Source organism: Zhengella sp. (assembly GCF_041397485.1).
In the GTDB taxonomy this organism is placed as follows: Bacteria; Pseudomonadota; Alphaproteobacteria; order Rhizobiales; family Rhizobiaceae; genus Zhengella.
On the sequence record NZ_JAWKWO010000001.1, the window covers coordinates 1,190,111 to 1,214,996 of the forward strand.

General features: G+C 63.8%; 29 protein-coding genes, 1 other RNA gene and 1 riboswitch. Of the genes, 16 read left to right on the top strand and 14 right to left on the bottom strand.

Features of this window, described 5'->3' with window-relative positions; all coding sequences use genetic code 11:
* Nucleotides 1-53: 53 nt before the first annotated feature.
* Entirely contained in the window at nucleotides 54-275 is a 222-nt protein-coding gene (gene rpmE, locus R3D65_RS05660) for a 50S ribosomal protein L31 (RefSeq protein WP_371274259.1), read from the top strand.
* Nucleotides 276-419: 144 nt separating this feature from the next.
* Here the strand turns inward: rpmE and R3D65_RS05665 are convergent, their stop codons facing one another.
* Nucleotides 420-1,169 (bottom strand): YebC/PmpR family DNA-binding transcriptional regulator, encoded by a 750-nt coding sequence (locus R3D65_RS05665; protein ID WP_371274260.1) that lies wholly within the window; start codon nucleotides 1,167-1,169, stop codon nucleotides 420-422.
* 275 nt (nucleotides 1,170-1,444) lie between these two features.
* On the opposite strand from R3D65_RS05665, the gene R3D65_RS05670 reads away from it, so the two are divergent.
* The 4 genes from R3D65_RS05670 (at nucleotide 1,445) to R3D65_RS05685 (ending at nucleotide 4,632) form a co-directional block, all read left to right on the top strand.
* Nucleotides 1,445-2,488 (top strand): hypothetical protein, encoded by a 1,044-nt coding sequence (locus R3D65_RS05670; RefSeq protein ID WP_371274261.1) that lies wholly within the window; start codon nucleotides 1,445-1,447, stop codon nucleotides 2,486-2,488.
* A 132-nt stretch (nucleotides 2,489-2,620) separates the two neighbouring features.
* On the top strand, nucleotides 2,621-3,091 hold the full coding sequence (locus R3D65_RS05675) for a GFA family protein (protein ID WP_371274262.1): 471 nt from the start codon (nucleotides 2,621-2,623) through the stop codon (nucleotides 3,089-3,091).
* Between the two features lie 128 nt (nucleotides 3,092-3,219).
* On the top strand, nucleotides 3,220-4,086 hold the full coding sequence (locus R3D65_RS05680; RefSeq protein ID WP_371274263.1) for an MBL fold metallo-hydrolase: 867 nt from the start codon (nucleotides 3,220-3,222) through the stop codon (nucleotides 4,084-4,086).
* 9 nt (nucleotides 4,087-4,095) lie between these two features.
* On the top strand, nucleotides 4,096-4,632 hold the full coding sequence (locus tag R3D65_RS05685) for a hypothetical protein (protein ID WP_371274264.1): 537 nt from the start codon (nucleotides 4,096-4,098) through the stop codon (nucleotides 4,630-4,632).
* Between the two features lie 6 nt (nucleotides 4,633-4,638).
* Here R3D65_RS05685 and R3D65_RS05690 read toward each other — a convergent pair whose 3' ends face one another.
* The 3 genes from R3D65_RS05690 to ssrS all read right to left on the bottom strand — a co-directional run bounded on the left by R3D65_RS05690 (nucleotide 4,639) and on the right by ssrS (nucleotide 6,371).
* On the bottom strand, nucleotides 4,639-5,460 hold the full coding sequence (locus R3D65_RS05690; protein WP_371274265.1) for a YmdB family metallophosphoesterase: 822 nt from the start codon (nucleotides 5,458-5,460) through the stop codon (nucleotides 4,639-4,641).
* A 105-nt stretch (nucleotides 5,461-5,565) separates the two neighbouring features.
* Nucleotides 5,566-6,150 (bottom strand): 5-formyltetrahydrofolate cyclo-ligase, encoded by a 585-nt coding sequence (locus R3D65_RS05695; protein WP_371274266.1) that lies wholly within the window; start codon nucleotides 6,148-6,150, stop codon nucleotides 5,566-5,568.
* A gap of 63 nt (nucleotides 6,151-6,213) precedes the next feature.
* Nucleotides 6,214-6,371, bottom strand: a non-coding RNA gene (gene ssrS, locus R3D65_RS05700) — 6S RNA.
* 304 nt (nucleotides 6,372-6,675) lie between these two features.
* On the opposite strand from ssrS, the gene R3D65_RS05705 reads away from it, so the two are divergent.
* The 3 genes from R3D65_RS05705 (at nucleotide 6,676) to R3D65_RS05715 (ending at nucleotide 8,633) form a co-directional block, all read left to right on the top strand.
* A complete protein-coding gene (locus tag R3D65_RS05705; protein ID WP_371274267.1) occupies nucleotides 6,676-6,942 on the top strand; it encodes a hypothetical protein in 267 nt (88 codons plus the stop codon).
* A gap of 127 nt (nucleotides 6,943-7,069) precedes the next feature.
* Nucleotides 7,070-7,912 carry an AAA family ATPase gene (locus tag R3D65_RS05710; protein ID WP_371274269.1) on the top strand — a complete coding sequence of 281 codons (843 nt, stop codon included), beginning with the start codon at nucleotides 7,070-7,072 and terminating at the stop codon, nucleotides 7,910-7,912.
* Nucleotides 7,913-7,940: 28 nt separating this feature from the next.
* A complete protein-coding gene (locus R3D65_RS05715) occupies nucleotides 7,941-8,633 on the top strand; it encodes a DUF2161 domain-containing phosphodiesterase (protein WP_371274270.1) in 693 nt (230 codons plus the stop codon).
* Here R3D65_RS05715 and R3D65_RS05720 read toward each other — a convergent pair.
* A complete protein-coding gene (locus R3D65_RS05720) occupies nucleotides 8,611-9,612 on the bottom strand; it encodes a fatty acid desaturase (protein WP_371274271.1) in 1,002 nt (333 codons plus the stop codon). The two genes, R3D65_RS05715 and R3D65_RS05720, sit on opposite strands and share 23 nt — an antisense overlap.
* Nucleotides 9,613-9,758: 146 nt before the next feature.
* Nucleotides 9,759-9,837: riboswitch (SAM riboswitch) on the top strand.
* Between the two features lie 59 nt (nucleotides 9,838-9,896).
* On the opposite strand from R3D65_RS05720, the gene metA reads away from it, so the two are divergent.
* The 4 genes from metA (at nucleotide 9,897) to minE (ending at nucleotide 12,860) form a co-directional block, all read left to right on the top strand.
* Nucleotides 9,897-10,829 (top strand): homoserine O-succinyltransferase, encoded by a 933-nt coding sequence (metA, locus tag R3D65_RS05725; RefSeq protein WP_371274272.1) that lies wholly within the window; start codon nucleotides 9,897-9,899, stop codon nucleotides 10,827-10,829.
* A gap of 224 nt (nucleotides 10,830-11,053) precedes the next feature.
* Nucleotides 11,054-11,758: a septum site-determining protein MinC gene (gene minC / locus R3D65_RS05730; protein WP_371274273.1), complete on the top strand. Its 705-nt coding sequence runs from the start codon at nucleotides 11,054-11,056 to the stop codon at nucleotides 11,756-11,758.
* Between the two features lie 29 nt (nucleotides 11,759-11,787).
* Nucleotides 11,788-12,603, top strand: a complete 816-nt coding sequence (gene minD, locus R3D65_RS05735) for a septum site-determining protein MinD (protein ID WP_371274274.1) — start codon at nucleotides 11,788-11,790, stop codon at nucleotides 12,601-12,603.
* Nucleotides 12,600-12,860 (top strand): cell division topological specificity factor MinE, encoded by a 261-nt coding sequence (gene minE / locus R3D65_RS05740; protein WP_371274275.1) that lies wholly within the window; start codon nucleotides 12,600-12,602, stop codon nucleotides 12,858-12,860. The genes minD and minE overlap by 4 nt, the downstream gene beginning before the upstream one ends.
* A 114-nt stretch (nucleotides 12,861-12,974) precedes the next feature.
* On the opposite strand, the gene R3D65_RS05745 is transcribed toward minE, so the two are convergent.
* Together R3D65_RS05745 and R3D65_RS05750 are read right to left on the bottom strand one after the other, a co-directional pair.
* Complete coding sequence (locus R3D65_RS05745) at nucleotides 12,975-13,298, bottom strand: helix-turn-helix domain-containing protein (RefSeq protein ID WP_371274276.1); 324 nt, start codon at nucleotides 13,296-13,298, stop codon at nucleotides 12,975-12,977.
* Between the two features lie 3 nt (nucleotides 13,299-13,301).
* Nucleotides 13,302-13,622, bottom strand: coding sequence for a hypothetical protein (locus tag R3D65_RS05750; protein ID WP_371274277.1), 321 nt, complete (start codon nucleotides 13,620-13,622; stop codon nucleotides 13,302-13,304).
* 178 nt (nucleotides 13,623-13,800) lie between these two features.
* On the opposite strand from R3D65_RS05750, the gene R3D65_RS05755 reads away from it, so the two are divergent.
* A complete protein-coding gene (locus R3D65_RS05755; RefSeq protein WP_371274278.1) occupies nucleotides 13,801-14,991 on the top strand; it encodes a VWA domain-containing protein in 1,191 nt (396 codons plus the stop codon).
* 57 nt (nucleotides 14,992-15,048) lie between these two features.
* Here R3D65_RS05755 and R3D65_RS05760 read toward each other — a convergent pair whose 3' ends face one another.
* The 3 genes from R3D65_RS05760 to R3D65_RS05770 all read right to left on the bottom strand — a co-directional run bounded on the left by R3D65_RS05760 (nucleotide 15,049) and on the right by R3D65_RS05770 (nucleotide 19,575).
* A complete protein-coding gene (locus R3D65_RS05760; protein ID WP_371274279.1) occupies nucleotides 15,049-18,456 on the bottom strand; it encodes an acyl-[ACP]--phospholipid O-acyltransferase in 3,408 nt (1,135 codons plus the stop codon).
* A 101-nt stretch (nucleotides 18,457-18,557) separates the two neighbouring features.
* Complete coding sequence (locus R3D65_RS05765; protein WP_371274280.1) at nucleotides 18,558-18,842, bottom strand: YiaA/YiaB family inner membrane protein; 285 nt, start codon at nucleotides 18,840-18,842, stop codon at nucleotides 18,558-18,560.
* Nucleotides 18,843-18,888: 46 nt separating this feature from the next.
* The gene (locus R3D65_RS05770) at nucleotides 18,889-19,575 is read right to left on the bottom strand and encodes a PspA/IM30 family protein (protein ID WP_371274281.1); all 687 of its coding nucleotides are present in this window, start codon (nucleotides 19,573-19,575) and stop codon (nucleotides 18,889-18,891) included.
* Nucleotides 19,576-19,684: 109 nt separating this feature from the next.
* On the opposite strand from R3D65_RS05770, the gene R3D65_RS05775 reads away from it, so the two are divergent.
* Entirely contained in the window at nucleotides 19,685-20,314 is a 630-nt protein-coding gene (locus R3D65_RS05775) for a TetR/AcrR family transcriptional regulator (RefSeq protein WP_371274282.1), read from the top strand.
* A 57-nt stretch (nucleotides 20,315-20,371) separates the two neighbouring features.
* On the opposite strand, the gene R3D65_RS05780 is transcribed toward R3D65_RS05775, so the two are convergent.
* The 3 genes from R3D65_RS05780 to R3D65_RS05790 all read right to left on the bottom strand — a co-directional run bounded on the left by R3D65_RS05780 (nucleotide 20,372) and on the right by R3D65_RS05790 (nucleotide 21,912).
* Complete coding sequence (locus tag R3D65_RS05780; RefSeq protein WP_371274283.1) at nucleotides 20,372-20,629, bottom strand: DUF2312 domain-containing protein; 258 nt, start codon at nucleotides 20,627-20,629, stop codon at nucleotides 20,372-20,374.
* A 159-nt stretch (nucleotides 20,630-20,788) separates the two neighbouring features.
* Complete coding sequence (locus tag R3D65_RS05785; protein WP_371274284.1) at nucleotides 20,789-21,097, bottom strand: DUF1244 domain-containing protein; 309 nt, start codon at nucleotides 21,095-21,097, stop codon at nucleotides 20,789-20,791.
* Nucleotides 21,094-21,912: an N-formylglutamate amidohydrolase gene (locus tag R3D65_RS05790; protein WP_371274285.1), complete on the bottom strand. Its 819-nt coding sequence runs from the start codon at nucleotides 21,910-21,912 to the stop codon at nucleotides 21,094-21,096. Before R3D65_RS05790 ends, R3D65_RS05785 begins: the two co-directional genes overlap by 4 nt.
* A 195-nt stretch (nucleotides 21,913-22,107) precedes the next feature.
* Between R3D65_RS05790 and R3D65_RS05795 the strand changes: the two genes are divergently transcribed.
* The gene (locus tag R3D65_RS05795) at nucleotides 22,108-22,581 is read left to right on the top strand and encodes a DUF1036 domain-containing protein (RefSeq protein WP_371274286.1); all 474 of its coding nucleotides are present in this window, start codon (nucleotides 22,108-22,110) and stop codon (nucleotides 22,579-22,581) included.
* Between the two features lie 98 nt (nucleotides 22,582-22,679).
* The gene (pyk, locus tag R3D65_RS05800) at nucleotides 22,680-24,125 is read left to right on the top strand and encodes a pyruvate kinase (RefSeq protein WP_371274287.1); all 1,446 of its coding nucleotides are present in this window, start codon (nucleotides 22,680-22,682) and stop codon (nucleotides 24,123-24,125) included.
* A 24-nt stretch (nucleotides 24,126-24,149) separates the two neighbouring features.
* On the opposite strand, the gene R3D65_RS05805 is transcribed toward pyk, so the two are convergent.
* Nucleotides 24,150-24,878, bottom strand: coding sequence for an SGNH/GDSL hydrolase family protein (locus R3D65_RS05805; protein ID WP_371274288.1), 729 nt, complete (start codon nucleotides 24,876-24,878; stop codon nucleotides 24,150-24,152).
* Nucleotides 24,879-24,886: the final 8 nt, after the last annotated feature.

Genomic DNA, 24,886 nt, shown 5'->3' on the forward strand with positions numbered 1-24,886 from the left:
CCATGCGGTTTCCGCACGGACGCCACAACCCTCGCAAGATCAGGACGAATGCGATGAAAGCCGACATCCATCCCGACTACCACATGATCAAGGTCGTCATGACCGACGGCACCGAGTACATGACCAAGTCCACCTGGGGCAAGGAAGGCGATACGATGAACCTCGATATCGACCCGACCACGCACCCGGCCTGGACCGGCGGCCAGCAGAACCTGCTTGACCGCGGCGGCCGCGTGTCGCGCTTCAAGAGCAAGTATGCCAATCTGGGCATCTGATTTTCCGCAACAAGCGGACAATCGATCGGACCCCGGCTCACGCGGCCGGGGTTTTTGTTTGCCCGCTTCCGGCCTTTGCCCGCGGCCAACGAAAAAGGGGCGAGCCTGCGCCCGCCCCGCCGTCAACAGGTCGTCCGTCCCCGCTCACGCGGCGCTGAGCTTGGCCATGGTTTCCTCGTCCATCTCGAAATTGGCGTAGACGTTCTGCACGTCGTCGTCGTCCTCGAGGCGGTCGATCAGTTTCATGATGGATTCGGCACGGTCGGCATCCACCGGCGTGGAGGTCTGCGGTTTCCACACCGGCTTGACCGATTCCGCCTCGCCAAGCGCGGCTTCCAGCGCCGAGGAGACATCGCCGATATCCTCGAAGGCGCAGGTGATCGTATGGCCGTTCTCGTCGGAGACGACATCCTCGGCGCCCGCCTCGATGGCCGCTTCCATCACCGCGTCGGTGTCGCCGGCCTCCGGCTTGTAGAAGATCTCGCCCACCCGGTCGAACATGAAGGCGACCGAACCGGTTTCGCCCATCGCCCCGCCGGCCTTGGTGAAGGCGGCGCGCACATTGGAGGCGGTGCGGTTGCGGTTGTCGGTCAGCGCCTCGACGATGACCGCGATTCCACCCGGTCCATAGCCCTCGTAGCGCACTTCCTCGTAGTTCTCGCCGTCACCGCCAGACGCCTTGTTGATGGCCCGCTGGATATTGTCCTTGGGCATCGATTCCGCCTTGGCGTTCTGGATCGCCAGGCGCAGGCGCGGGTTCATGGCGGGATCGGGCATGCCCATCTTGGCCGCAACCGTGATCTCGCGCGCGAGCTTTGAAAAGATTTTCGACCGCACCGCATCCTGGCGGCCCTTGCGGTGCATGATGTTCTTGAACTGGCTATGACCGGCCATGACACTCCTGTCGGGATCTGTTCATGTTCTGCTTTGAATGGCCTGCCTTATAAAACAAACAGGGCTGTATGGGAAACACCCCACCCCGTGATTTTCGCTCCGGCACGGCAAGGCGGTGCGAACCGGCGCTTTACCCGCCCTTTTGATCGGCAATGATCTGCCATTGCCTGACCAGGGGCACGTTTCGTGCGGGACACCGGCATCGCCTCCCTATTTGCTCATAAGGCATTTTCCGCGGAACGAATGCAGGCCGTTTTGAACAGGGAACCCGTCACATGGTTGGAAAGCTGGCAGCCGCCGCACTGATTACTGGCGCTATCGTCGTCCAGCCCGCGCCGTTGCTTGCCCAGTCGGTACTGGAGCGTGTGCTCGGCCAGCTCGACGGCGCGACGAATCTGGCCCCGGTCAACGGCACCTACGCGAACATCGCCGAGAACGTCTCCACCAATCTGGTCACGAGTACCAGTTCACCGCTGGGCCTCCTGGATGCAGCTGACGATACAGTCATATTCACTGTTCAGATCGATGGCGAAGGTGGTCCGGTGGATATTACCGTCGCCGACCTCGGCACGACCATCGACGTAGACGGGCTCGGCTTTGCCAATCTCACCATTTCGCCAGACGGATCGATTACTGCCGCCGATTATCCAGGCGATGGAGTAAGTGATACCGTCCTAATATACGACGCGGCAGGAAATCTTCTCTTCAGCATCGTTGATACATCAGCGGATCCGACCGCGACTGTGGATTTTTCCACCTATGCATTGTTTGAAAGCAAAGGTCAGCAGTACCTGTCCACGGTGCCGGAGGCTCTCGATGCCGGTTTCGTTCAAGTGTTCAGCACGAGCACCAGTGTCACCAATATTTCTTCCAGAATTGACGGCTCGATCACCAATGTCATTACCGGAGTGACCAAGGCGACCGCCGAAGCAACGGCCAAGGCGACATCGGCAACCGAAATAACGCTTCCGTCCATCAATTTCGGCAACATCGCCACCACGGCGCTAGGCGCTGTGAACACCGGCGATATCACGCTGGGCGTGAACTCGGCCGTCGATGATGCGGCCACCTCGACCACGGCCGCCATTTCCGCCGCGATGACCCAGATCGGCGGCTCTGCCGACACCGGTGCGCTGGTGCTGAACGTGGCCAGCAACGCTTCGGCTGTTCAGGGCAACGTCAAGTCCGTGCTGGTCGCAGTGAACGGCTCGGTCGGCAACATCAACACGACGGCGCTTGGCGCGGTCAACACCGGGACGATCACCAGCGGCCTGAACGCTGCCGTTCAGGGCATCATCGGCGCGGCGGGGCAGAACTGACCGCACTTTCGCTCCTGTCTGCGCGTGACAGTCTTTCCGAAATCTGGTCCTCTACCGGCCTGATCCGCCATGCGGCGGACCTGGGCGCAAGGGAGGCGGGAGCATGAAGCAGCCAGGGAAAGGGAAGCCGGCATGAGGAAGGTACGATTGCCGCGCTTTCCCGTGGAAGGCGGCTGCCAGTGCGGCCAATTGCGCTACCGGTTGGCCGCGCCGCCCGTGATGTTCTACCTGTGCCATTGCACCGAATGCCAGCGCCACACCTCCTCCGCCTTCGGCGAGAGCCTGCGCTGCCGAAGCGCTGACGTCGCTATCCACGGCGACTACAACACCGTCACGCGCATCGCCGAATCCGGCCGCACCCGCGAGGGCTGGTTCTGCCCGCGATGCGGCGTGCGCGTCTGGCACGGATCGCAAGGGCTCGACCTCGGCAATATCAAGGCCGGAACGCTGGACGATACGGCATGGCTTGTCCCGGCCGGCCATATCTGGACGCGCTCGAAACAGCCCTTCGTTTCGATCGCCCCTGACGAACTGTCCTGGCCGCGCCAACCCGATGACGGCTACGAGGCCATCCGCAAACGATGGGAGGAGATGACCGCCTGAGCCCCCATCCCGCTGGCCATGGACCGCAGCCGATCACGCGGGCGTGATCGCGCAGATCTTGCCGCTGACGCATGCTCGTCCTAGCCTGTTTGTCTGCCGGGGCCAGCCAAACAGCCGGGGAACAAGACATGCGTGCCTTGACCTGCCTTTCCTTCGACAGTCCGCGCCGGGCATTCCTGGCCGCCGCGCTCGCCGCGCTCGCCGCCATCGCCATTCCGGAAACCGGTTCGGCACAAGGCGCGCCCGCGCCCTCCAAGTGCATGGCCATCGCACATGATCTGAACCGGCAGGAAAAGCCCGTCCGCTATGCCTCGCTTGCGCCCATGTGGCCGGTACAATACCAGCCGGGCAAGGTGAAGATCACCTATGCCGGCCATTCCACCTATGTCATCGAAACACCGGCAGGCGTGCGCGCCGCCACCGATTTCTCCGGCTATCACGGCTACGATCCGCTGCCGCGCGTCATCACCATGAACCGCGCCCATTCGACCCATTTCACGATGAACCCGGATCCCGGCATCGAACATGTGCTGCCGGGCTGGAACCCCGATGGCGACGGCCCGGCGGAGCATCGTGTCGTGATCGACGACCTTTACGTGCGCAACGTCCCCACCGACATTCGCATGGGCGACTACATGATGAAGGACGGCAATTCGATCTTCATCTTCGAAGTCGCCGATCTGTGCATCGGCCATCTCGGCCACCTGCATCACGATCTGACCGACGCGCACTACGCCGCCATTGGCCGGCTCGACATCCTCATGGTTCCCATAGACGGCGGCCTGACGCTTTCCCATGACGGCATGGCCGAGATCACACGGCGCCTGCAAAGCTCCATCGTGCTGCCCATGCATCGCCGCTACACCACCCTCGACCGCTACCTGTCGCGTGTGCGCGGCGACTTCGCCGTGGAATTTCGCGATGAGGACTCCATCACGGTCTCCATCCGCGACCTGCCGCGCCAGCCGACCATCGTCATCCTCAAGGGAGTCTAGGCGGTGCGAATGTTGCTCGCAGCCTGTGTCCTGGCGCTGTCCTTGACGGCAGGCCATGCGGATGAGGTCGAGGACCGCCTTTTCTCGCATCTGGCGGCCGCCGCGAGTGAAAGCGAGGGCCGGCGGCTGGAAGGCGAGATCTGGCAATACTGGCTGGACAAGGCGCCGGACGCTGATGTGCGCGCGGCCATGGACAAGGGCATGGAACGCCGCGAGGCCTACGATTTCAAGGCCGCAGAAGCCCGGTTCGACATCGCTGTGTCGCGCGCACCGGACTATGCAGAGGGCTGGAACCAGCGGGCCTTCGTCCGCTTCCTGCGTGACAACCATGAAGGCGCGCTTTCCGATCTGGAAAAGGCCGTTGCGCTGGAGCCGCGTCATTTCGGGGCATGGTCTGGCCTCTATCACGTCCTGCTGCGCACCGGACGCACCAGGGCCGCCTATGGCGCGCTCGCCCGGGCCGTCTCCATCCATCCCTGGCTCAAGGAGCGCGATCAGTTGCCCGCGGAATGGAAGGCACGTCAGCCGAAGAAAAAGGACTTGTAACGGCGATTACCAGAAATCCGGCACGGTTTCGGCCAGCCGCGGCCCGAGCCTGAGCGGCGCGATGCGCTCGCAAAGCCCCGTCCGGTCGGAAATGTCCAGCCCCACGCCACAGATCGTGGCCGGGCCGTTGGCCGCCTCGAACCGCCCTTTCGGCACCTTGGAGAGGAACCGGTTGAGCGGCTCCTCCTTGTCCATGCCGAGCGAGGAATCGTAGTCGCCGCACATGCCGGCATCCGACATGTAGCCCGTGCCGTTGGCCAGAATCTGGTGATCGGCTGTCGGGCAATGAGTATGCGTGCCGACGACGAGGCTTGCCTTGCCGTCCATGAAATGGCCGAAACACATCTTTTCCGATGTCGCCTCGGCATGGAAATCGAACACCACCGCATCCGCCTGCTCGCCCAGCGCGCAATGTTCAAGAACATTGGCGCCGGCGACGAAGGGGTCGTCCAGTTCCGGGTGCATGAACACCCGGCCCATCACGTTGGCAACCAGGACGCGGGCGCCGTTGCGCGCTTCGTAGACGCCGGTTCCACGCCCCGGCGTGCCCAGCGGATAATTCACCGGCCGCAGGAAACGGTCCTCGCGCGAGGCAAACGAAAGCGCCTCGCGCTGGTCCCAGACATGGTTGCCCGTGGTCACCACGTCGGCACCCGCCTCGATCGTTTGCCGGTAGATATCTTCCGTGATGCCGAAACCGCCGGCGGCGTTCTCGCCGTTGACGATCACGAAATCCAGCCGGAAATCGGAAATCAGGCCCGGAAGCCGGTCCCAGACGGCCGTGCGGCCGGACCGGCCGACCATGTCACCAAGAAAAAGCAATCTCATGGCAGCGCATTATCAGCGCGAGGCAACCGGGCGCAAGCGCCAACACGCCGCTCATGTGAAGATTGTCACACCGCCGGCCTTCGCCCGGCATCCGGCCAGGCCGGCTCACGGCTCGTTTTTCAGCACCCGCAACCCGCTCTCCGTCCACATGGCATGCAGCGGCACGTCATGGGCCTCGGCCGGAACCGCATCGACCTCCTGGCAATCGAAGGCCATGCCGACGAGACGCGGCCTGTGGCCGTTCGCCCGCAGGGCGGCAATGGCCCGGTCGTAATAGCCCGCGCCATAGCCGATCCGGTTGCCCGCCCGGTCGAAGGCCGCCAGCGGCATCAGCATCAGGCCCGGCGACAGCAGTTCGGTGTCCGGAGGCGGGGCCAGCGTGCCGAAGCCGTTGTCGATCAGTGGCGCGCCGCGCACAAGCGCGCGGAACTCCACCGTTTCCCGGTCGATCATGGCCGGCACGCACAGCCGCGCTCCGCGCGCCGACAGTGCCATCATCAGCGGGCGGATGTCGAGTTCGCTACGGATCGGCAGGAAACCGGAGACCACCGCGCCGGGATCGAGGTCCAGCTGACCGGCCTCGTCGGCCAGTTTCATGGCGACTTCGATCCGGTAACTGGCATCGAGCCTGTCGCGGCGCGCCAGCGCCTCGACCCTGAGTTTTTTCTTGAGAAGCCTTGTTTCGCTCATGGGCTGCTTATGCCGGGGCTTCACCCCGCTGGCTAGCCGGTATGCGACGCCGGAGGAAGAAAGGTGCGATCCACGGCGACCGATGGAAAGATCGATCCCGGGAACCTACAAAGTAGGTGGGCGCCGTTTGACCAAGCCCACGGGCAAGATCAGGGACAGCTCCCTGGGAGATCGATAAGGCCCCGGGAATATGTTGTTCCTGTCGGGAAGCGCAGACCGCAACCGCAATATAAGGCTCTTGCGGGCACTTCGCCAGTGGCTCGCCGGCAAATGGCAAGATTGTTCACACATTGGCGAACACACTGTTTCACAAGCTTATTTCGCATCCGTTCGGGTCACGAAACCGCGACTGTACAATCACGAACCGGTCGCCGTTCGTTGTTTTGCATGTGTCCGGGCGAAGCATCATCTTCCATCCATCGGAACGCGGACAAGCCGCACCGGACCTGATCCCGGGAAGGGACAGTCGGATAGCCGGGACCTCCTCCCAAGACCCCGGCGCCAATGGAAAGAAGGAAGACTATCATGAAGAAGCTGATCATCGCCTCCGCCCTCGTCATCGCCGCCACCGGCATGGCCGCCGCCGAAAACAACCGCCTCTACACGGGCAACTACTCCGCCAACGTCCTGCAGGACTATGGCGCGCCGGGCGTCACGGCTTCGGGCACCGTCAACTACGACATCGACCGGATGGCCACCGCCTCCATCACGGCTCCGTCCGCCGACCATGGCCGCATGATCCACGGCAACTATTCCGCCAATGTGACCGCCGCCGACATCCACGGCCGCTGACCCTGGTCTCCGGCATGACCCGAAAGGCCCGCGCATCGCGCGGGCCTTTTGCTGTCCAGCCCTTGCGGATGGTGAGCACGCTGCCTAATGTTCCGGCCGACGACACGGCAAGAAGGCAAGGGAGCCCATGCGTTTCGAGGGAACCGAACATTACGTCGCGGACAAGGATCTGATGATCGCCGTCAACAGCGCCATAGCGCTCGAACGGCCGCTGCTGGTCAAGGGCGAACCGGGCACCGGCAAGACCGAACTGGCAAAGCAGGTGGCCGCTGCACTCGGCCTCGATCTCATCGAGTGGCACATCAAGTCCACCACCAAGGCGCAACAGGGCCTCTATGAATATGATGCCGTCAGCCGACTGCGCGACAGCCAGCTTGGCGATGACCGGTTCAACGATATCCGCAACTACATCAAGCGCGGCAAGCTTTGGGATGCCTTCGAGGCCGACCGCAAGGTCGTGCTTCTGATCGACGAGATCGACAAGGCCGACATCGAGTTTCCCAACGACCTTTTGCAGGAACTCGACAAGATGGAGTTCCATGTCTACGAGACCGGCGAAACCGTGCGCGCCAGGGTCCGGCCGATCGTCATCATCACATCCAACAACGAGAAGGAACTGCCCGACGCCTTCCTGCGCCGCTGCTTCTTCCATTACATCCGCTTCCCCGACGCCGACACGCTGAAGAAGATCGTCGAGGTCCACTATCCGGGCATCAAGCAGCGCCTCGTTTCCCAGGCGCTCAGCCAGTTCTACGAGATCCGCGATGTGGCGGGCCTGAAAAAGAAGCCGTCCACCTCCGAGGCGCTGGACTGGATCCGGCTTCTCGTCGCCGATGACGTCGATCCGGAAACCCTGCGCGCCGACCCGAAGAACGCACTGCCGAAACTGCATGGCGCGCTTCTGAAGAACGAGCAGGACGTCCATCTTTTCGAACGCATGGCATTCCTGGCCCGCCAGCGCGGCAATTGATCCGGCGGCGCGCGAACGGAGCCGCACCATGGCAGCAAGCCGTCCGCGCGAAACCGATCTCTACCAGCCCGTCAAGACCCTGCTCGAAGGGCAGGGCTACACGGTCAAGGGTGAGATAGGCGCGGCCGACATCGTCGCCATGCGCGACGGCGACGCAGAACCGCTCATCGTGGAACTGAAGGCGGGTTTCTCACTCGCCCTGTTTCACCAGGCCATCGAGCGCCAACGGGTCTCCGATACGGTCTATGTCGCCGTGCCGCGCGGCAAGGGCGCTGGCTTCCACAGGGCCCTGAAGGCGAACATGACCCTGTGCCGGCGGCTCGGCCTCGGCCTGATCACGGTACGCCTTTCCGACGGTTTCGCGGAGGTCCGTCTTGATCCCGCGCCATACAAGCCGCGTAAGTCCAAGCCGCGCAAGGGCCGCCTGCTGCGCGAATTCAGCCGCCTCGTCGGCGATCCGAACACCGGCGGGTCGACCCGCCGCTCCATCACCACCGCCTATCGCCAGGATGCGACGGCCTGCCTGGCGCACCTGTCGGCAAACGGCCCCAGCAAGGCCGCGCTCGTGGCCCGTGCGACCGGGGTGGAAACTGCCAGGCGCATCATGGCCGACAACCATTACGGCTGGTTCGAGCGGGTATCACCCGGCATCTACGCCCTCAGTCCAAAGGGGCAGGACGTGGCACGCCAACAGCCGATCACGCCGCCTGCATCCGCCTGAAATCGGAAAAGCTGACAAGCCGCTTGGAGGCTTCGTCCCACAACGTGAGGCGGACGCATTTCAGGCTTTGCCAGAAGGTCAGCCGACCCTTTTCGCGGAATTCCGGATAGGCTTCCAGCACGTCCGGCAAGCGCCAGAACGGCACGCGGGCGGCAAGGTGATGCACGTGATGGATGCCGATATAGCCTGTCGCCCACATCAGCGGCCGTGGCAGGTCATAAAAGGAAGAGCCTTCCAGCGCCGCCGTTTCGCGCTGCCATTCCGGTGCCCGCGCCCAGAAGGTCGGATCGAACTGGTGCTGGATATAGAACAGCCAGACACCGGCGATTGCCCCCATGAGCACGACCGGAAGATGCACCGCCAGCATCACCTGCCAGCCGAACGCATACCAGAGGCCGCCATGCACGACAGCGATGCCGATATTCGTTCCCAGGGCAGAAAGCCATGCTTCGCGCCTGTCCGTGAAACCGGAAGGCCAGCGCTGTTGCAGCAGGAAGACATAGGCCGGGCCGATGGCGAACAGGACAAGCGGATTGCGATAGGCGCGATAGGCAAGCCGTCCCCACACCCCGCGTGCGCGGTATTCGTCCGTCGTCAGCGTGTTGATGTCGCCAATGCCACGCCGGTCGAGATTGCCGGACCCGGCATGGTGCAGGTTGTGGCTGTGGCGCCAGTAGCCATAGGGCGTGAAGGTCAGCACGCCGAGCAGCCGGCCGACCCGGTCGTTGAGCGTTGGCGTGGAAAACAGCGAACCATGCCCGCAATCGTGCTGGATGATGAACAGGCGCACCAGCATGAGGGCGGCCGGCGGCAGCAGGACGAGCGAAACCGCCCAGTAGCCGGCATCGAAAAGCCATGCGGCGGCAAGCCACAAGCATGCGAACAGTCCGGTCGTCACCGCCAGCTCGCGAAACCCGCGCCGATCATCGGCTTTTGCGAAAGGCCGCAGACGGCCACTCCAGCGCTGTGTATCCTGCATTTTCCTCCCATCCGCCCGCACGGCATTCGTTCTTGGTGTTTTGCAAGCAGCCCGGTATACGTTTCTGCCGGCAAAAGCGAGGCCGACTGTTGTCGCATTCGAGGCAAAGGCTGCGGCAGATTGACCACGGAACCGGGAAAGCATAGGTTCTCGCCCGTGGTGATTTGGCCGGCCGGCTTGCAGCCACGTTAAACAACTCGCTAAAAGGGCCGCGGACAGCAGGAGCGCCACGGAACCGGCAGCGAGATCGTCGCGGGCCGGCCTGCAATTCTGGAGTCCGACACATGCCGATCCGCATTCCCGATGCCCTTCCCGCCCGCGATGTCCTTGTGCGCGAGGGCGTGTCCGTCATGAACGAATCCTCTGCCATACGCCAGGATATTCGTCCGCTTCAGATCGCCCTCCTGAACCTCATGCCCAACAAGATCCGCACCGAGACGCAGATTGCGCGTCTGGTCGGCGCAACACCGTTGCAGATCGAGTTCTCGCTCGTGCGCGTCAGCGGCCACACGCCCAAGAACACGCCGGCCGACCACCTCATTTCCTTTTACCAGACCTGGGAAGAGGTCCGTCACCGCAAGTTCGACGGCTTCATCATCACCGGCGCGCCCATCGAGCTGCTGCCCTTCGAGGAGGTGGCCTACTGGGACGAGATGGAAGCCATCTTCGACTGGACGGTGACCAACGTGCACTCCACCTTCAACATCTGCTGGGGCGCCATGGCCGCCATCTGGCATTTCCACAAGGTACCAAAATACGCCCTGGAAAAGAAGGCCTTCGGTGTCTACCGGCACCGGAACCTCAATCCTGTCTCGCCTTATCTTGCTGGTTTTTCGGATGATTTCCAGATTCCTGTCTCACGCTGGACAGAGGTGCGCAAGGCCGATCTGGAAGGCAAGCGCGGGCTGGAACTGCTCATGGACAGCGGCGAGACCGGACCCTGCCTGATATCGGAGAAGGCCGGCAACCGTCTCTACATCTTCAACCATATCGAATATGATTCGACCTCGCTGAAGGAGGAATACGAGCGCGATGTCTCCGCTCATGTGCCGATTGCCGTGCCGCACAACTATTTCCCGGACGACAATCCGCTCAACCAGCCGCTGAACCGATGGCGCTCCCATGCCCATCTCCTGTTCGGCAACTGGATCAACCAGGTCTACCAGACGACGCCGTTCGACATGGATGACATCGGCCGCGACCGCAAATGGTTGTGAGGATGTGGCGGCAGAAAGCCACGGCATTGACATGCCGGACGTTTGACCTGCCGGGCTGACGTCGCTGGCCTGCCGTGCCTCACGCATTGGCGCCCTTGGTTCGCGCCGGGAAATCCGTGCGATTTCCCGGCTTTTTCCTCTCCTCTCCACCTCTGCAAAGGGCGCGCGTTAACGATTTGTTAACCATGGTTAACTTATCTGCTGATAAGAGATTCTTTACCTGGATGAACAGAGTGTTAACCGGCACGACCCAAGCCATCCGCCTGAAGGGACGCTCGTTCCTCGCCATCGTCCTGAGCCCGGAACTGCCGCTCGACGACTGGTTCGAGCGATTCGATGCGCTGGCCTCCCGCTCGGCCGGCTATTTCCTCAAACGCCCCGTCATGCTGGACGTCACCGGCATGGACATCGACCGCGAAACCCTGCGCGATCTGGTGGACAGGCTCGCGGGTCGCTCGATTCGCATCATGGGCATCGAGGGCGCCGGCGAAACCGATCTCGGCCCCGACCTGCCGCCCGCCATGAGTGGCGGCCTGCCGGCCTCCGGGATCGAGGGAAACGAAGCCACCGACATGCCCGTGCAGCTTGGCGCGAGCGTCCCGGCACCCTGCCTCATGGTGACCGAACCGGTGCGCTCCGGCCAGACGCTTGTCAGCGAAGGCGACATCACCATCGTCGGCTCCGTGGCGTCGGGCGCCGAAGTCATTGCCGGCGGCTCGGTGCATGTCTACGGCACGCTGCGCGGCCGCGTCATGGCGGGTTCCGCCGGAAACGAGGCAGCACGGATCTTCTGCCGCAGGCTGGAAGCCGAACTCGTCGCCATCGCCGGATATTACCAGACGTCGGAAGACCTGGACCCCGGCCTGCATGGCCGCTCGGTTCAGCTTTGGCTCGAAGGCGAAAGCATATTGGCGCAAGGATTCAACTGACCCCGAGGGGTGCGGAGAGGGAGAACGGCATGGGCAAGGTGATCGTGGTCACATCCGGCAAGGGCGGGGTGGGCAAGACGACGTCGACGGCGGCGATCGGTGCGGCGCTGGCGCAGAACGGCGACAAGGTCGTCGTGGTCGATTTCGATGTCGGCCTGCGCAATCTCGATCTGGTCATGGGCGCGGAAAGGCGCGTCGTCTACGACCTGATCAATGTGATCCAGGGTGAGGCGAAACTGGCCCAGGCGCTGATCCGCGACAAGCGCCTCCAGACGCTCTACCTGCTTCCCGCCTCCCAGACCCGCGACAAGGACAAGCTGACGGCAGAGGGGGTCGAAAAGGTCATCGCGGCGCTCAAGAGCGCGTTCGACTGGGTCATCTGCGACAGCCCGGCCGGGATCGAGCGCGGAGCGACGCTGGCCATGCGTCACGCGGACGCGGCCATTGTCGTCACCAATCCGGAAGTCTCCTCGGTGCGCGATTCCGACCGCATCATCGGCCTCCTCGATTCCAAGACGGCCAGGGCCGAGGCGGGCGACCGCGTGGAAAAGCACCTCCTGCTTAACCGCTATGATCCGAACCGGGCAGCCAGCGGCGACATGCTCAATGTCGACGATGTCCTGGAAATCCTCTCGATACCGCTGCTGGGTGTCATCCCGGAAAGCCCGAACATCCTGCGCGCCTCCAATATCGGCTCGCCCGTCACCCTGTGCGACAGCGCCAGCGCCACCGCCCAGGCCTATTTCAACGCGGCACGGCGGCTCGCCGGCGAAGCGATTCCGGTCACCATTCCGGGCGAGAGGCGCAGTTTCCTCGACAAGATCTTCGGAAGGAAGGCTGCATGAAAATCCTGAGCTTTTTCCGGAAGCGGGCGTCCGCCTCGGCGGCGCGGGAACGGCTTCAGATTCTTCTTGCCCATGAACGGGCTTCGGTTGGCGGTTTCGATCTGGTGGCAGTCCTGCGCGAGGAAATCCTCGCCGTCATCGCCAGGCATGTTCAGGTCGACAGCCGCCATGTGCGCGTCAAGATGGAGCGCGGCATGCCGGTCTCGACCTTGGAAGTGGATGTCGAGATCCCCTTCGACCGTGCGCGGGCGGCCTGAACGCCGCCGCGTCGCAATCATGCGCCCCGGGCGGAGGCGCGCATGGAAAAGCCCCGGACATCACCCTGTCCGGGGCTTGTTTTCTTGATGGTCCGGGCTTGCAGGCCCCTCCCGTCAATTCACCCCTTCGAGATCCAGCACCAGTTCCGGGCGCTTCTCGATCAGCGACAGCAGCTTGCGCGCCGGCCCTGTAGGGTATCGCCGTCCCTGCTCCCAATTGCGCAAGGTGGTGACGGGAATGCCCAGCTTGGTGGCAAAGCCTTCCTGCGTCAGCTTCAGCTTCTTGCGCAGCTTGGCCACATCGGGAACCTCGATTTCGAACGTGTGAACGGTGACCTTCGAATCGTCGCCATTGAACCACATGTAGGCCTGCTCCAGCGACTCCGCGAGATCGGCCGCCGCCTGTTCCGGTGTCTTTTTCGCCTTCATCCGCGCCATCGCCTATACTCCAAACAGCCTTTTCAACTTGCCGATCCGGTCGACCCAGAGCCAGAACCGGTCCGACAGCCCCGTTTCCGGTGCCGATGCCGGGCGTAGTTCCACGAGGATCAGACGGGAAAGATCATCCGTCAGCACATAACTGAACACGAACCCTGCCGAATGCCACTCCCATAGCCGCGATTGACCGTTCTTCTGGAAACCGATGACGGGATCTGAACGCAACTGTTCCAGCTTGCGCGCCTTCACCGCATCATCCAGCCCGTACATCACGCAATCGAGCTTGAACCGTTCGGTCTCCGCGATCTCGATCCTCAGTGTCATGACCGTGTCCATTATATACGCCATTGGCGCAGGAAATTCAACGGCATTCTACGCCATTGACGCAGGAAACGCACCCTCTCAAGCTTGAAGCCGAGGTTGCTCTCAAACAGGTCTTCAACCAGATAATACATCACGAAACGGGCTGACAAGGCGTTTCGCGCGCACTATTCTCATCGCCATGTTCATACCCTTCTTTCTGGAACTCAAGGCCGCCAAGATCCCTGTTTCCCTGCGCGAGTATCTCTCGCTGCTGGAGGGCATGGAGGCCGATCTCGTCACCTATGACGTGGAAGGCTTCTACTACCTCGCCCGCGCCGCGCTGGTGAAGGACGAGCGCTTCATCGACCGCTTCGACCAGGTCTTCTCGCATGCCTTCAAGGGTGTCGAAGCCGTCTCGGGCGAAGGCGCTGTCGATGTCATGAACCTGCCGGAGGAATGGCTGCGCCGGCTGGCGGAGAAACACCTGAGCGACGAGGAAAAGAAGCTGGTCGAAAGCCTGGGCGGCTTCGACAAGCTGATGGAAACGCTGAAACAGCGTCTTGAGGAACAGAAGGGCCGCCATCAGGGCGGGTCCAAATGGATCGGCACCGCCGGAACCTCGCCCTTCGGTGCCTACGGCTACAACCCGGAGGGTGTGCGCATCGGCCAGCATGAGAGCCGGCACCGCCGCGCCGTGAAGGTCTGGGACAAGCGCGAGTTCCGCAATTTTGACGACAGCGTCGAGATCGGCACGCGGAACATCAAGGTGGCACTGAAGCGCCTGCGCCGCTGGGTGCGCCAGGGCGCGGAGGAGGAATTCGACCTGCCCGGCACCATCCGCGCCACCGCGGAGCATGGCTATCTGGACCCGCAGACGCGCCCGGAACGGCGCAGTGCGGTCAAGCTGCTGATGTTCTTCGATGTCGGCGGCTCGATGGACGACCATATCCGCGTCGTCGAGGAGCTGTTTTCAGCCGCCCGCGCCGAATTCAAGCACATGGACTATTTCTATTTCCACAATTGCCTCTACGAGGGTCTGTGGAAGGACAACCGCCGGCGCCATTCCGAGGTCATGCCCACCTTTGACGTGCTGCACAAATACGGGCCGGACTACAAGGTGATCTTCGTCGGCGACGCCTCCATGAGTCCCTACGAGATTGCCTATGCCGGCGGCTCGGTGGAGCACTGGAATGCCGAGCCGGGCGCGGTCTGGCTTCAGCGCGCGCTGGCGCAATGGCCCAACGCCGCCTGGATCAACCCGGTGCGCAAGGCCCATTGGGACTACACGCATTCCATCCGCATGATCCGCGACATCTTCGCCGACCGCATGTACCCGCTCACCCTGAAAGGGCTTGAAGAGGCGACGCGGGAACTGAGCTGCAAGCATTGAACCGGTGCAGGGCCGGCCGGCGCAGGTTGCACCCGCCGCCTGTTGATGGCACCTGGCTCAGGCCGCATTGCGCGGGATGCCCGAGGCTTCCCCTTGCGCCATCCGGCTGACGCTGACGAAATCGATCTTGCCGGAGCCGAGCACCGGCATCCGGTCGATGACGCGCACCTGTGCCGGAACCATCAGGTCCATCGCCCCTTGCAGCCTGGCAAAGGCGATGAATTCGCCGCGCGTCGCCCCCGCATGATCGGTGAACAGGATCAGCCGCTCGCCCTTGCGTTCATCCTTCACGCTCGCAACGGCCGAGAGCGCGCCCTTCCACAATTCCCCGGCGAGGGCCTCGACGGCGGCCAACGATACCATCTCGCCGCCGATCTTGGCGAAACGCCTGGCCCGGCCGCGAATGGAGATGAAGCCGTCCGGATCGATGGTCACGATGTCGCCGGTGTCGTGCCATCCCTCTTCGAGCGGTTCCAGCACGCCGGGCCTCTCCGCCCGCAGGTAACCTGCCATGACATTGGGACCGCGCACGAAAAGGCGCCCGCCCTCGTCGACGCCCGGCACAGGCTCCAGCCGGTAGTCCATGCCCGGCATGATCTTGCCCACCGTTCCGGCGCGATTGTACATCGGCGTGTTGATGGAGATGACCGGCGCGGTTTCGGTCACGCCATAGCCTTCCAGGATGCGCAGGCCGAATTTCTCCATATAGGCCGTGCGGGTCGCGGGCCTTACCGGTTCGGCGCCCGCGAAGCAGTAGCGCACGGAGCGGAAATCGTAGGGATGCGCCATGCGCGCATAGCCCGTCAGAAAGGTATCGGTACCGAAGATGATCGTTGCGTTGGACGCATAGACCAGTTCCGGCACGATGCGGTAATGCAGCGGCGACGGATAGAAATAGACCGGCACGCCTGACATGAGCGGCAGCACCGTGCCCGCCGTCAGTCCGAAGGAATGGAACACGGGCAGGACGTTGAACACCTTGTCCCCGGCATGGAAGTCGATGCGCGAGGCCGCCTGCACCGCGTTGGACAGGATGTTGCGATGCGTCAGGACCACGCCTTTCGGCGTTCCTTCGGAACCGGATGTGAACAGGATGACCGCCGGATCGTCGGCCTTGCGCGCCATCAGCGGCCGGCCCTTGCGCAACAGGCCCAGAAACTTGTCCCTGATGCCGATGGTTGCACGCAGGTCATCCAGCCAGACGATCTTCACACTGCCGGCGATCTCGTCGATCACGGGTCCGAGCTTGGCCTGTTCCACGAAGGCGCGGGAGGTGAGCACCGTCTTCACTTGCGCCGCCTTGCAGGCCGAAAGGATATTGGCCGGCCCGGCGGTGAAATTCAGCATCGCCGGCACCTTGCCCGCCGACATGACGCCAAGCACGGTGGCCGCGGTGCCGTTGGCATTGGGCAGCATCACCCCCAGCACCGCCTCTGCGCCGAACAGCGACCTGAACCGGGCACCCAGCACCGCCGCGCCCGTCAGCAGTTTGCCGTAGGAAAGCTTGCCGGACAGCGGATCCTCGACCGCCAGCTTCGAAAAGCCGCGTTCGCGCGCCGTGTCCATGATCCGGTCAAGGACCGTGGAATCGGTGGAGGTGGTCCGGAAAACCAGATCCGACATCACCCCGTAGAGCGCCGCTCCGGCGGCCGCGCGCCGCTTGCGCCCTCTCAGGTGCGGATCGACCGACAGCCTGACCGGTTCGAGGATCGTCACCTTCACCTTCGGGAACAGCCGCCGGCGCACATGGCGGGATGTCAGCCGCGAGAAGAAGCTCTTCTCCAGCCCGTCGATGCGGATGGGAACCACGCAGGTATCCGTCTTGTCGGCCACCATGGCGGCACCGTCATAGACCTTCATCAGCCCGCCCGTCACCGTGATCCGCCCCTCCGGGAAGATGACCAGCGGATCGCCGCCCTGCACCGCCTTGATCAGCGTGCGCGTGCCCATCGGCTTTGACGGGTCCAGCGGCATTGCCCGGGTCAGCTTGAGAAACGGCTTGATCCACCAGGCCTGCGCGATCTTGTAGTCGATGGCAAAGACCGGCTCTTCCTCGGTGAGCACCAGCGCCAGCGGCCCGTCGAGAAAGGAGACATGGTTGAGCGCCAGGACCGGGGCGCGGCCGGCTTTCTTCAGGTTGTCGAGCCCTTCGATCTCCAGCCGCAGGAAGGCGCGGAACAGGATGGAAACGAAATCGCGGAACGGGTTGGTCGGCAGGAAGCGCAGCATCGCCCAGGCAGCCACGCCGTTCAGCACAGCAAGCCCCATCAGGACCTCGGCAATGCTCACGCCTGCGCCCTGGATGGCCGCGACAAGCCCTCCGCCCAGCGCCATGAAACCGGCGGACAGCACGTTGGCCGCGGCCACCACGCGGGCGCGCCGGTCTTCAGGCGCCCAGGCCTGGAGAGCGGTAAAGGTGGGCACGGCCACGAAAGCGCCGGCCACGGCAAGCCCTGCCAGGTCCACGGCCACGCGGATCGTTCCGGGCTGGGCAAGGAAGGCGCCGAGCGTTGCCGCCGTCTCAGCCGCCTCCAGCCCCCAGATCGTTCGTGCCAGGTCGAAGCCGAAAAGCGCCATCAGCGCCGCGCCGGCCGGCGCGGGCAGCAGGACGATGCGTCCGGCCGACATCCAGGCGGCCACGCCCGAACCGACGGCGATCGAGACGGCGAAAACCGCAAGGCAGGCCGTGACAGCCATCTCGTTACCGCCAAGGCCGTTCTTCACCATGGACGGAAGCACCGACATGACGATGGCGCCGGCAAGCCAGAACCAGGAGGCCATCAGGGCCGTGCGCCACAAACGCGTGTCGGCGCGGATTTCGCGCACCAGCCGCCACGTGGAGCGGAAAATGTTGGCATCGATGACAAGGTCCGGCGCAGCCGGTCCCGTGCGCGGAATGAAACGGCTGGCCAGCCAGCAGGCGGCCGCGAAGGCGATCATCATCGGCCCGAACACGAGCACCGACACACCGCCGCTCGATGCCACGCCGGCGACGATCGTGCCGGCCAGGATGGCGATGAACGTGGCGCCCTCGACCCAGGCATTGGCCCGGGGCAATTCCCTCTTGTCCAGCAGATCCGGCAGGATGCCGTATTTCACCGGCCCGAACAGCGCCGAGCCGACCCCGAACAGGAACAGCGCTCCCATCAGCACCGGGATCGAGGAAAACGCGATACCGGCCACCGCTATGACGGCGGCGCCGGCTTCCGCCAGTTTCAGCCGTTCGGCCATCGCCGCCTTGTCGAACCGGTCGGCCAGTTCGCCGCCCAGCGCCGAAAGCAGGAGGAAGGGCGCGATGAAGATGGCGCCCGCCAGCGTGATCAGCGAAGCCGCATCCTCCGCCGCCAGCTTGAAAAGGATGAGAAAGACAAGCGTGTTCTTGAGAAAATTGTCGTTGAACGCCGCCAGGAACTGCGTCCAGAACAGCGGCGCGAAACGCCGCGACAGCATCATGTGCCCTTGCATGAAAATAATCCCCCGGTTGGTACCCGCCGCAACTCTCCCATGGAAGCATGGACCTGTGGTTGTAGAGGCAGGCAGATCAGGTGCTGTGGTGAAGAATGCGGTCAGGAATGCGCCTCGCCGACCTCGCGCAACAGCCGTTCGGTGCGCGCCTCGTCGAGCTTGTTGACAAGGCGCTCGCTTTCATCCTTGTCCCGCAATGTCTTGGTAAGGCTGATCGAGGTGTGGACCAGCATGATGGCCGCCATCGCATAGAAGCCCTTGGCGGCGAAACTTGCTTCCATGAAGAAGATGCCACCCGCCATCATGCCGGCGGAGACAACGAAGGAAAAGGCGGAAAAAAGAACCCAGGAACTGGTGTTTCTGGCGGTCACATTGGTCTCGGACATCGATATATCCCTTCAGGTAACGGTGAGGTCAGGGTGCAAATCCGGTTCAGGCAGCCTTGCCGGCGGCCTGTGTCAGGCGGGCCAGAACATCATCGGCCGTTGTCTGGAGCGGTTCGCCGCAACCGGCTTCGGCAAGCCGTTCGGCCATGGCCGCCGGATCGGATGCGGCGCTCATCTGGTCCATCGCCGCCGCGGTGGCGTCGATCTTCTTCTGCCGCATGCGCAGCCGCAGCAGCGTCTCTTCCGCATCGCGCAGGGCCGAAAGCCCGCTGCTCCCCGCCCCGTCGCGCAGCCGCTGCGTGCTTTCCACCGCGCTTGCGACACGCTGGCCGCGCTGCAAGTCTCGAAGCCGGGCTTCAGACTGCCGGAGTTCCATCGTCAAACGCAGGATCTCACTGTTAAAGGCCGTCTGCGCCTCGACACAGGCCGTGCATTCCGCTTCGAGTATTGCAATCGTCGAGGCAGCTTCGCGCGCCAGATCCTCCTTGCCCTGCCCGAGCGCGGCAATCGCCCGCGTCTCCAGATCGGCGATGCGCGCGGCCAGCCGGTTGTGCTGATCCGCCTCCTGCCGGTTCTGGGCGATGGCGATCGCGACAGCCTTGCGGGCCGCATCGACAGCCTGGGCGGCGTCCCGGATCTGCTGGCGCAGGATCGCCAGCGCGTTCCTGTCCGCAAGGCTCTCACCCGCGTCATGCACACGTCCCCTGAACAGGGCAAACAAGTGTTTGAACATTTTCGGCTCTCCGTATATGAACGTTGTTCACGTTCGAAACATGGCACGAAAGTGAACGTTGTTCAAGTATTTTTCTGAACAATGTTCATGAACAGGGGAGCTACGGTGAATGACAGGAAAACGCGACGCACGCCGGGAAGACTTGCGCAGGCGGCTCATCGCCGCCGCCGCGGCGCGCATCGAGGCCGGCGGGTTGCGCAATCTGGGTGCCCGTGACGTCACATCCGATGCGGGCTGCGCGCTGGGCAGCCTCTATACCGCATTCAAGGATCTCGATGATCTCGTCGTTCACGTGAACAGCGTCACGCTCGCGCGCCTTGGCGCAGCCATTTCCGCCGCGCGGGAGGGTGCAGACGGCCCGGTCGATACGCTGAAAGCCATGGCGCTCGCCTATCTCGCCTTCGCCCGTCAGAATCACGCCCTGTGGATTGCACTTTTCGACTATGCGGCGCTGGCCGGCATGGACATTCCCGACTGGCACCGTGAGGAACAGGCCATTCTCATCAGCAATATTGCCGGCCCGGTGGCAGCGCTCAATCCCGGCATGAGCGAAGGCGACCTGGCGGTGCGCTCACGCACCCTGTTTGCAGCCGTGCACGGCATTGTCTCGATCAGCCTGGAGGAACGCTTCGTCGGCATCCCGCAAACGAGCCTGGAGGGTGAACTGATCGCCTTTGTCGACCAGATGGTGGCGGGCCTGAACGCCACCGACGCGCCCCTGCCACCGCCTGAAACGTGAAAGGGGCCGGCGCGCCCGCGCCAGGCCCTTGGCAAGACGTGGCTTGCAGCCGCCGGTTCATTCCATGCCGAGTGCGGCCTTGTAGAGTTCCAGCATCGCCTCCTGCTCCTGGCGCTCGTTGGCATCCTGCTTGCGCAGCCGCACGATGGTCCGCAGCGCCTTGGTGTCGAAACCGTTGCCCTTGGCCTCGGCATAGACATCCTTGATGTCGTCGGCGATGGTTTTCTTCTCTTCTTCCAGCCGCTCGATGCGCTCGATGATCGAGCGAAGCTGGCCGGCGGCGACGGTTTCGGATTCGGCAGTGATATCGTCCACGGGAGTTCTCCGGATGGTTCGCCCGGCGCAAGGTGAAGGGAATCGCGGGCACTTCAGATGGCATGTCGATGCCGCAGCCCGGCGCCCCGGTCAAGCGCCCGGGCCGCGCCGCATCCGCGCATGGCGTCTCCCCATGTGAAAACCGGGGATAGCCCGCGCTCAGTGGTCCTTCGGACGGTTGACCTCGAAATCGGCCAGTTGCTGCGCGCTGGCCCCGGTCTGGTGCTTCGCCTTCCATTCCTCGTAGGGCATGCCGTAGACGATTTCGCGGCTTTCGTCCTTGCTCAGGTCGAGACCGGCGTCGCGCGCGGCATCCAGATACCAGTTGGACAGGCAATTGCGGCAGAACCCGGCGAGGTTCATCAGGTCGATGTTCTGTACATCCACGCGGTCGCGCAAATGGCTGACGAGACGGCGGAACGCCGCGGCCTCCAGGTCGCGCTGCTGGCTCTCGCTCAACTTGTTCATGACGGCTCTCCTCTTTCCACCGGGCCGGTGCGCGAGCCATGGGGCTGCGCCACATGGATATCGGGCAGCCGGTTGATCGCGTCAAGCATCGGCGCCAGCCGTGCCGCCCATTCCTCCTGCCCCGCATCATCGGCAATCAGGTCCTGCCGGATTTCGATGAGCAGATGGGCAAAGCCCGGCCGAATGGCATGGGTATACATCGTGTCGCCCTTCAGCGCCCCGTCATAGGGTTCGTTGTCGCCCACGATCAGGCCGGGCTCGGCCGACAGCATCTCGATGAGCGGACGCACCGCGCGGTCGTCGCTGTCCCAAAGGATGCCGGCATGCCAGGGCCGCGCCCGCCCCTGCATTTCCGGCGTGAAGGAATGGATGGAGACGATGAAGGGTGCATTGCCCGGCCCCTTGCGCTGGACCGCGGCGATCCGCTCCCACACCGCGGCGTGATAGGGCCGGTAGAAATGCGACAGGCGCTTTTCCCGCTCTGCCTCGCTCATCGGGTAATTGCCGGGAATGATCGTGCCGTCATAGAGCTGACGGATCAGCGTCGGATCGTCGGCGCCGCGATTGGGATCGATCAGCAGCCGGGAAAAGCCGGCCATCACCGCTGGCGCGCCGAGCCGGGCCGCCAGCTTGCGCGTCACGGCCTCCACGCCGATGTCAAAGGCGATATGCCGCTCGAACTCCCATTCCGGAAGGCCGAGCGACCCATAGGCATCCGGCAGGTCGCGCCGGGCGTGGTCGGCAACGAGCACGAGGCCGAGGCTCTCGTCGCCTTCGATGGTGAGAAAGGTTTCAAAGCGTGGGGAAGCGGTCATGGTCTCAGGCAGGCGGCCGGGCGGCCGCATCCGGTTGCGGGTTGATGGCGGCGAAGCAATGCCGCCACGTTCTAAACAATCTTGCGGTCAAGAAGTAGGCTGCGTTGACATGCCCGTCCACATTTCCCAAAAAAGAAGGGCGGTTGACGCATGGAAAAACGATGTGACCCCTCGCGGGCAGGTGCAGGTCAGGCAATGAAATCGGCAGCTTTTCGGTGGTGCGCTCCCACGGCGTTGTTCGCCGCAACCACCTGTCTGGCGGCAATGGCCATGCCCGGCGTGGCCCGCGCCGACTTCCGCGTGTGCAATGCCACGCAAAACCTCGTTGGCGTGGCCATCGGCTACCGTGCCGCCTCCGGCTGGATCACCGAAGGCTGGTGGCATATCGAGGCATCGAGCTGCAAGACGCTGGTAGAGGGCGACCTGTCGTCGCGCTACTACTACCTTTATGCCGAGGATGCCGAGCGCGGCGGCCGCTGGAACGGCCCGATCAACATGTGCGTGGCCGACAAGGAGTTCAAGATCGTCGGCATCAACGACTGCTTCGCCCGCGGTTTCCAGCGCGCCGGCTTCCAGGAATACGATACCGGTGAACAGGCCAACTGGATGGTCCAGCTCACCGACGAACCAGCCATTCCCACCACGCCCGGCACCGCGGCCAGCAACTGAGACCCGGTGCGCCCGGTGTCATACGGGCGTAACCATCGCGGTTGACCCTGTGCCGCGCTTCACTTAAAACGATTTAAAATTCAATCCGGATGGAATTCATGGATATCGTCAGACGAAACCGCAAGGCCAAGGTGGTCGCAACGCTCGGGCCTGCATCCTCGTCCAGGGAAATGATCGAAAAGCTGAGCCGCGCCGGCGCGGATGTTTTTCGCATCAACATGAGCCATGCCAGCCATGACCTGATGCGCGACCTTGTCGCCCGCATTCGACAGGTCGAGGCTTCGGTCGGCAGGCCCATTGCCATTCTGGGCGATCTCCAGGGTCCGAAGCTGCGTGTCGGCCTGTTTGCCGAGGGCAAGGCTTTGCTGGAACCCGGCCAGACCTTCACCCTCGACAACAATCCCGAACCCGGTGACGCCACCCGCGTTCATCTGCCGCATCCGGAGATATTGGCATCGGTTGAAGCCGGCCACCGGCTGCTCATTGACGATGGCAAGCTGCAATTGAAGGCCGTGACCACCGAACCCGGCAAGATCATCTGCACCGTGGTCACAGGGACGAAGATATCCGACCGCAAGGGCGTTTCCCTGCCCGATACCGACCTGCCGGTTGGCGCCCTGACCGACAAGGACCGTGCCGACCTTCAGGCCTTGCTGGAAACCGGCGTCGACTGGATCGCGCTCTCCTTCATCCAGCGCCCGGAGGATCTGGCGGAAGTGCGCAAGATCGCACGCGGGCGTGCCGGCATCCTCTCCAAGATCGAGAAGCCGCAGGCCGTGCAAAGGCTGGCCGAGATCATCGAGCTTTCCGATGCCATCATGGTGGCGCGCGGCGACCTTGGCGTGGAAATGCCGATCGAATCCGTCCCCGGCCTGCAAAAGCAGATCACCCGCACCTGCCGCCGCGAAGGCAAGCCCGTCGTCGTTGCCACGCAGATGCTGGAAAGCATGATCTCGGCCCCCGTGCCGACCCGCGCCGAGGTCTCCGACGTCGCGACCGCCCTTTTCGAAGGCGCCGACGCGGTCATGCTGTCGGCGGAATCGGCGGCCGGCGACTATCCCGTGGAAGCGGTTGCCATGATGGATTCCATCGCCCGCCAGGTGGAACGCGATCCCACCTTCCCCGGAATCATCGCCGCACAGCGCCTGGAGCCGGAATCCACCGGCGCCGACGCCATCGCGGCGGCCGCGCGCCAGATTGCAGAGACGCTGAACCTGTCGGCCATCGTCTGCTACACGTCGTCGGGAACGACCGGCCTGCGCGCTTCGCGCGAACGTCCCATGGTGCCCGTCATCGCGCTGTCACCGATCGCCGAAACGGCCCGTCGCCTGACGCTTGCATGGGGCCTGCATTGCGTCGTCACCGAGGATGCCAGGAACGAGGACGACATGGTCGACCGCGCCTGCTCGATCGCCTATCGCGACGGCTTCGGCAAGGCCGGCAGCCGCGTCATCATCACCGCGGGCGTTCCCTTCGGCACGCCCGGTTCCACCAACATGCTCCGCATCGCCTATATCGGCTCCGACGGCCACGGCGGCGTGTGATCCGGCGGTCACGCCGCCTGCCGGTCACCCGTCGGCAAGGATGACCCCCGCCAGCTTTTCCGCCCAGGCGCGGTAACCCGCCGCGCTGGCGTGGAAACCGTCACGCGAGAAGCCTTCGGGCTGAATGTCGTCGAGCGCAGGCACGAGACACGCGCCGCGCTCCCGGCACAGCCGCGCCGCCTTCGCATTGAAGGCATCGGCGCGGATGTCGAGGATGCGCGCCAGCGCCCACGGCATCGCCGGCACATGGCGCATGTCGATCATTTCCGGCCAATAGATGCGCGCCTCAGGAAACCGCGTCCTGACAGCATAGACCAGGGTGCCGAAATCCCGCTTGAAGCGCACCAGCGAGTGAAAGTTCTTCATGTCGTTGGTGCCAAGCGAGAGCACGACATGCGTCCAGTCGCGCGGTTCCACATGCGGCAGCACATGATCGCGCACATGCGCCGCGATGGCGGAATTGGCCCCGGCCGCGCGATAGACGACGGGACGCCCGGTGCGCTCGGCCAGCATGACGGAAAGATGACCTGCCAGCGATTCCCGCACACTTTCCACGCCGACGCCGGCCGCCGACGAATCCCCCAGCACCAGCAGCCGGAACGGCGCGCCCTCTCCCTCGATCCTCCCGGACGGCGAATCCGAAGGGGGTGGGAGCCGCTCGGTCCTCAGCCGCGTGGCAATGCCTTGCCAGGCATAGACGGGGCAGAGCGGCCACGTCAGAAGCGGTGCCCAGGCCGGATAGCGCCGCGCCATGGAACCCG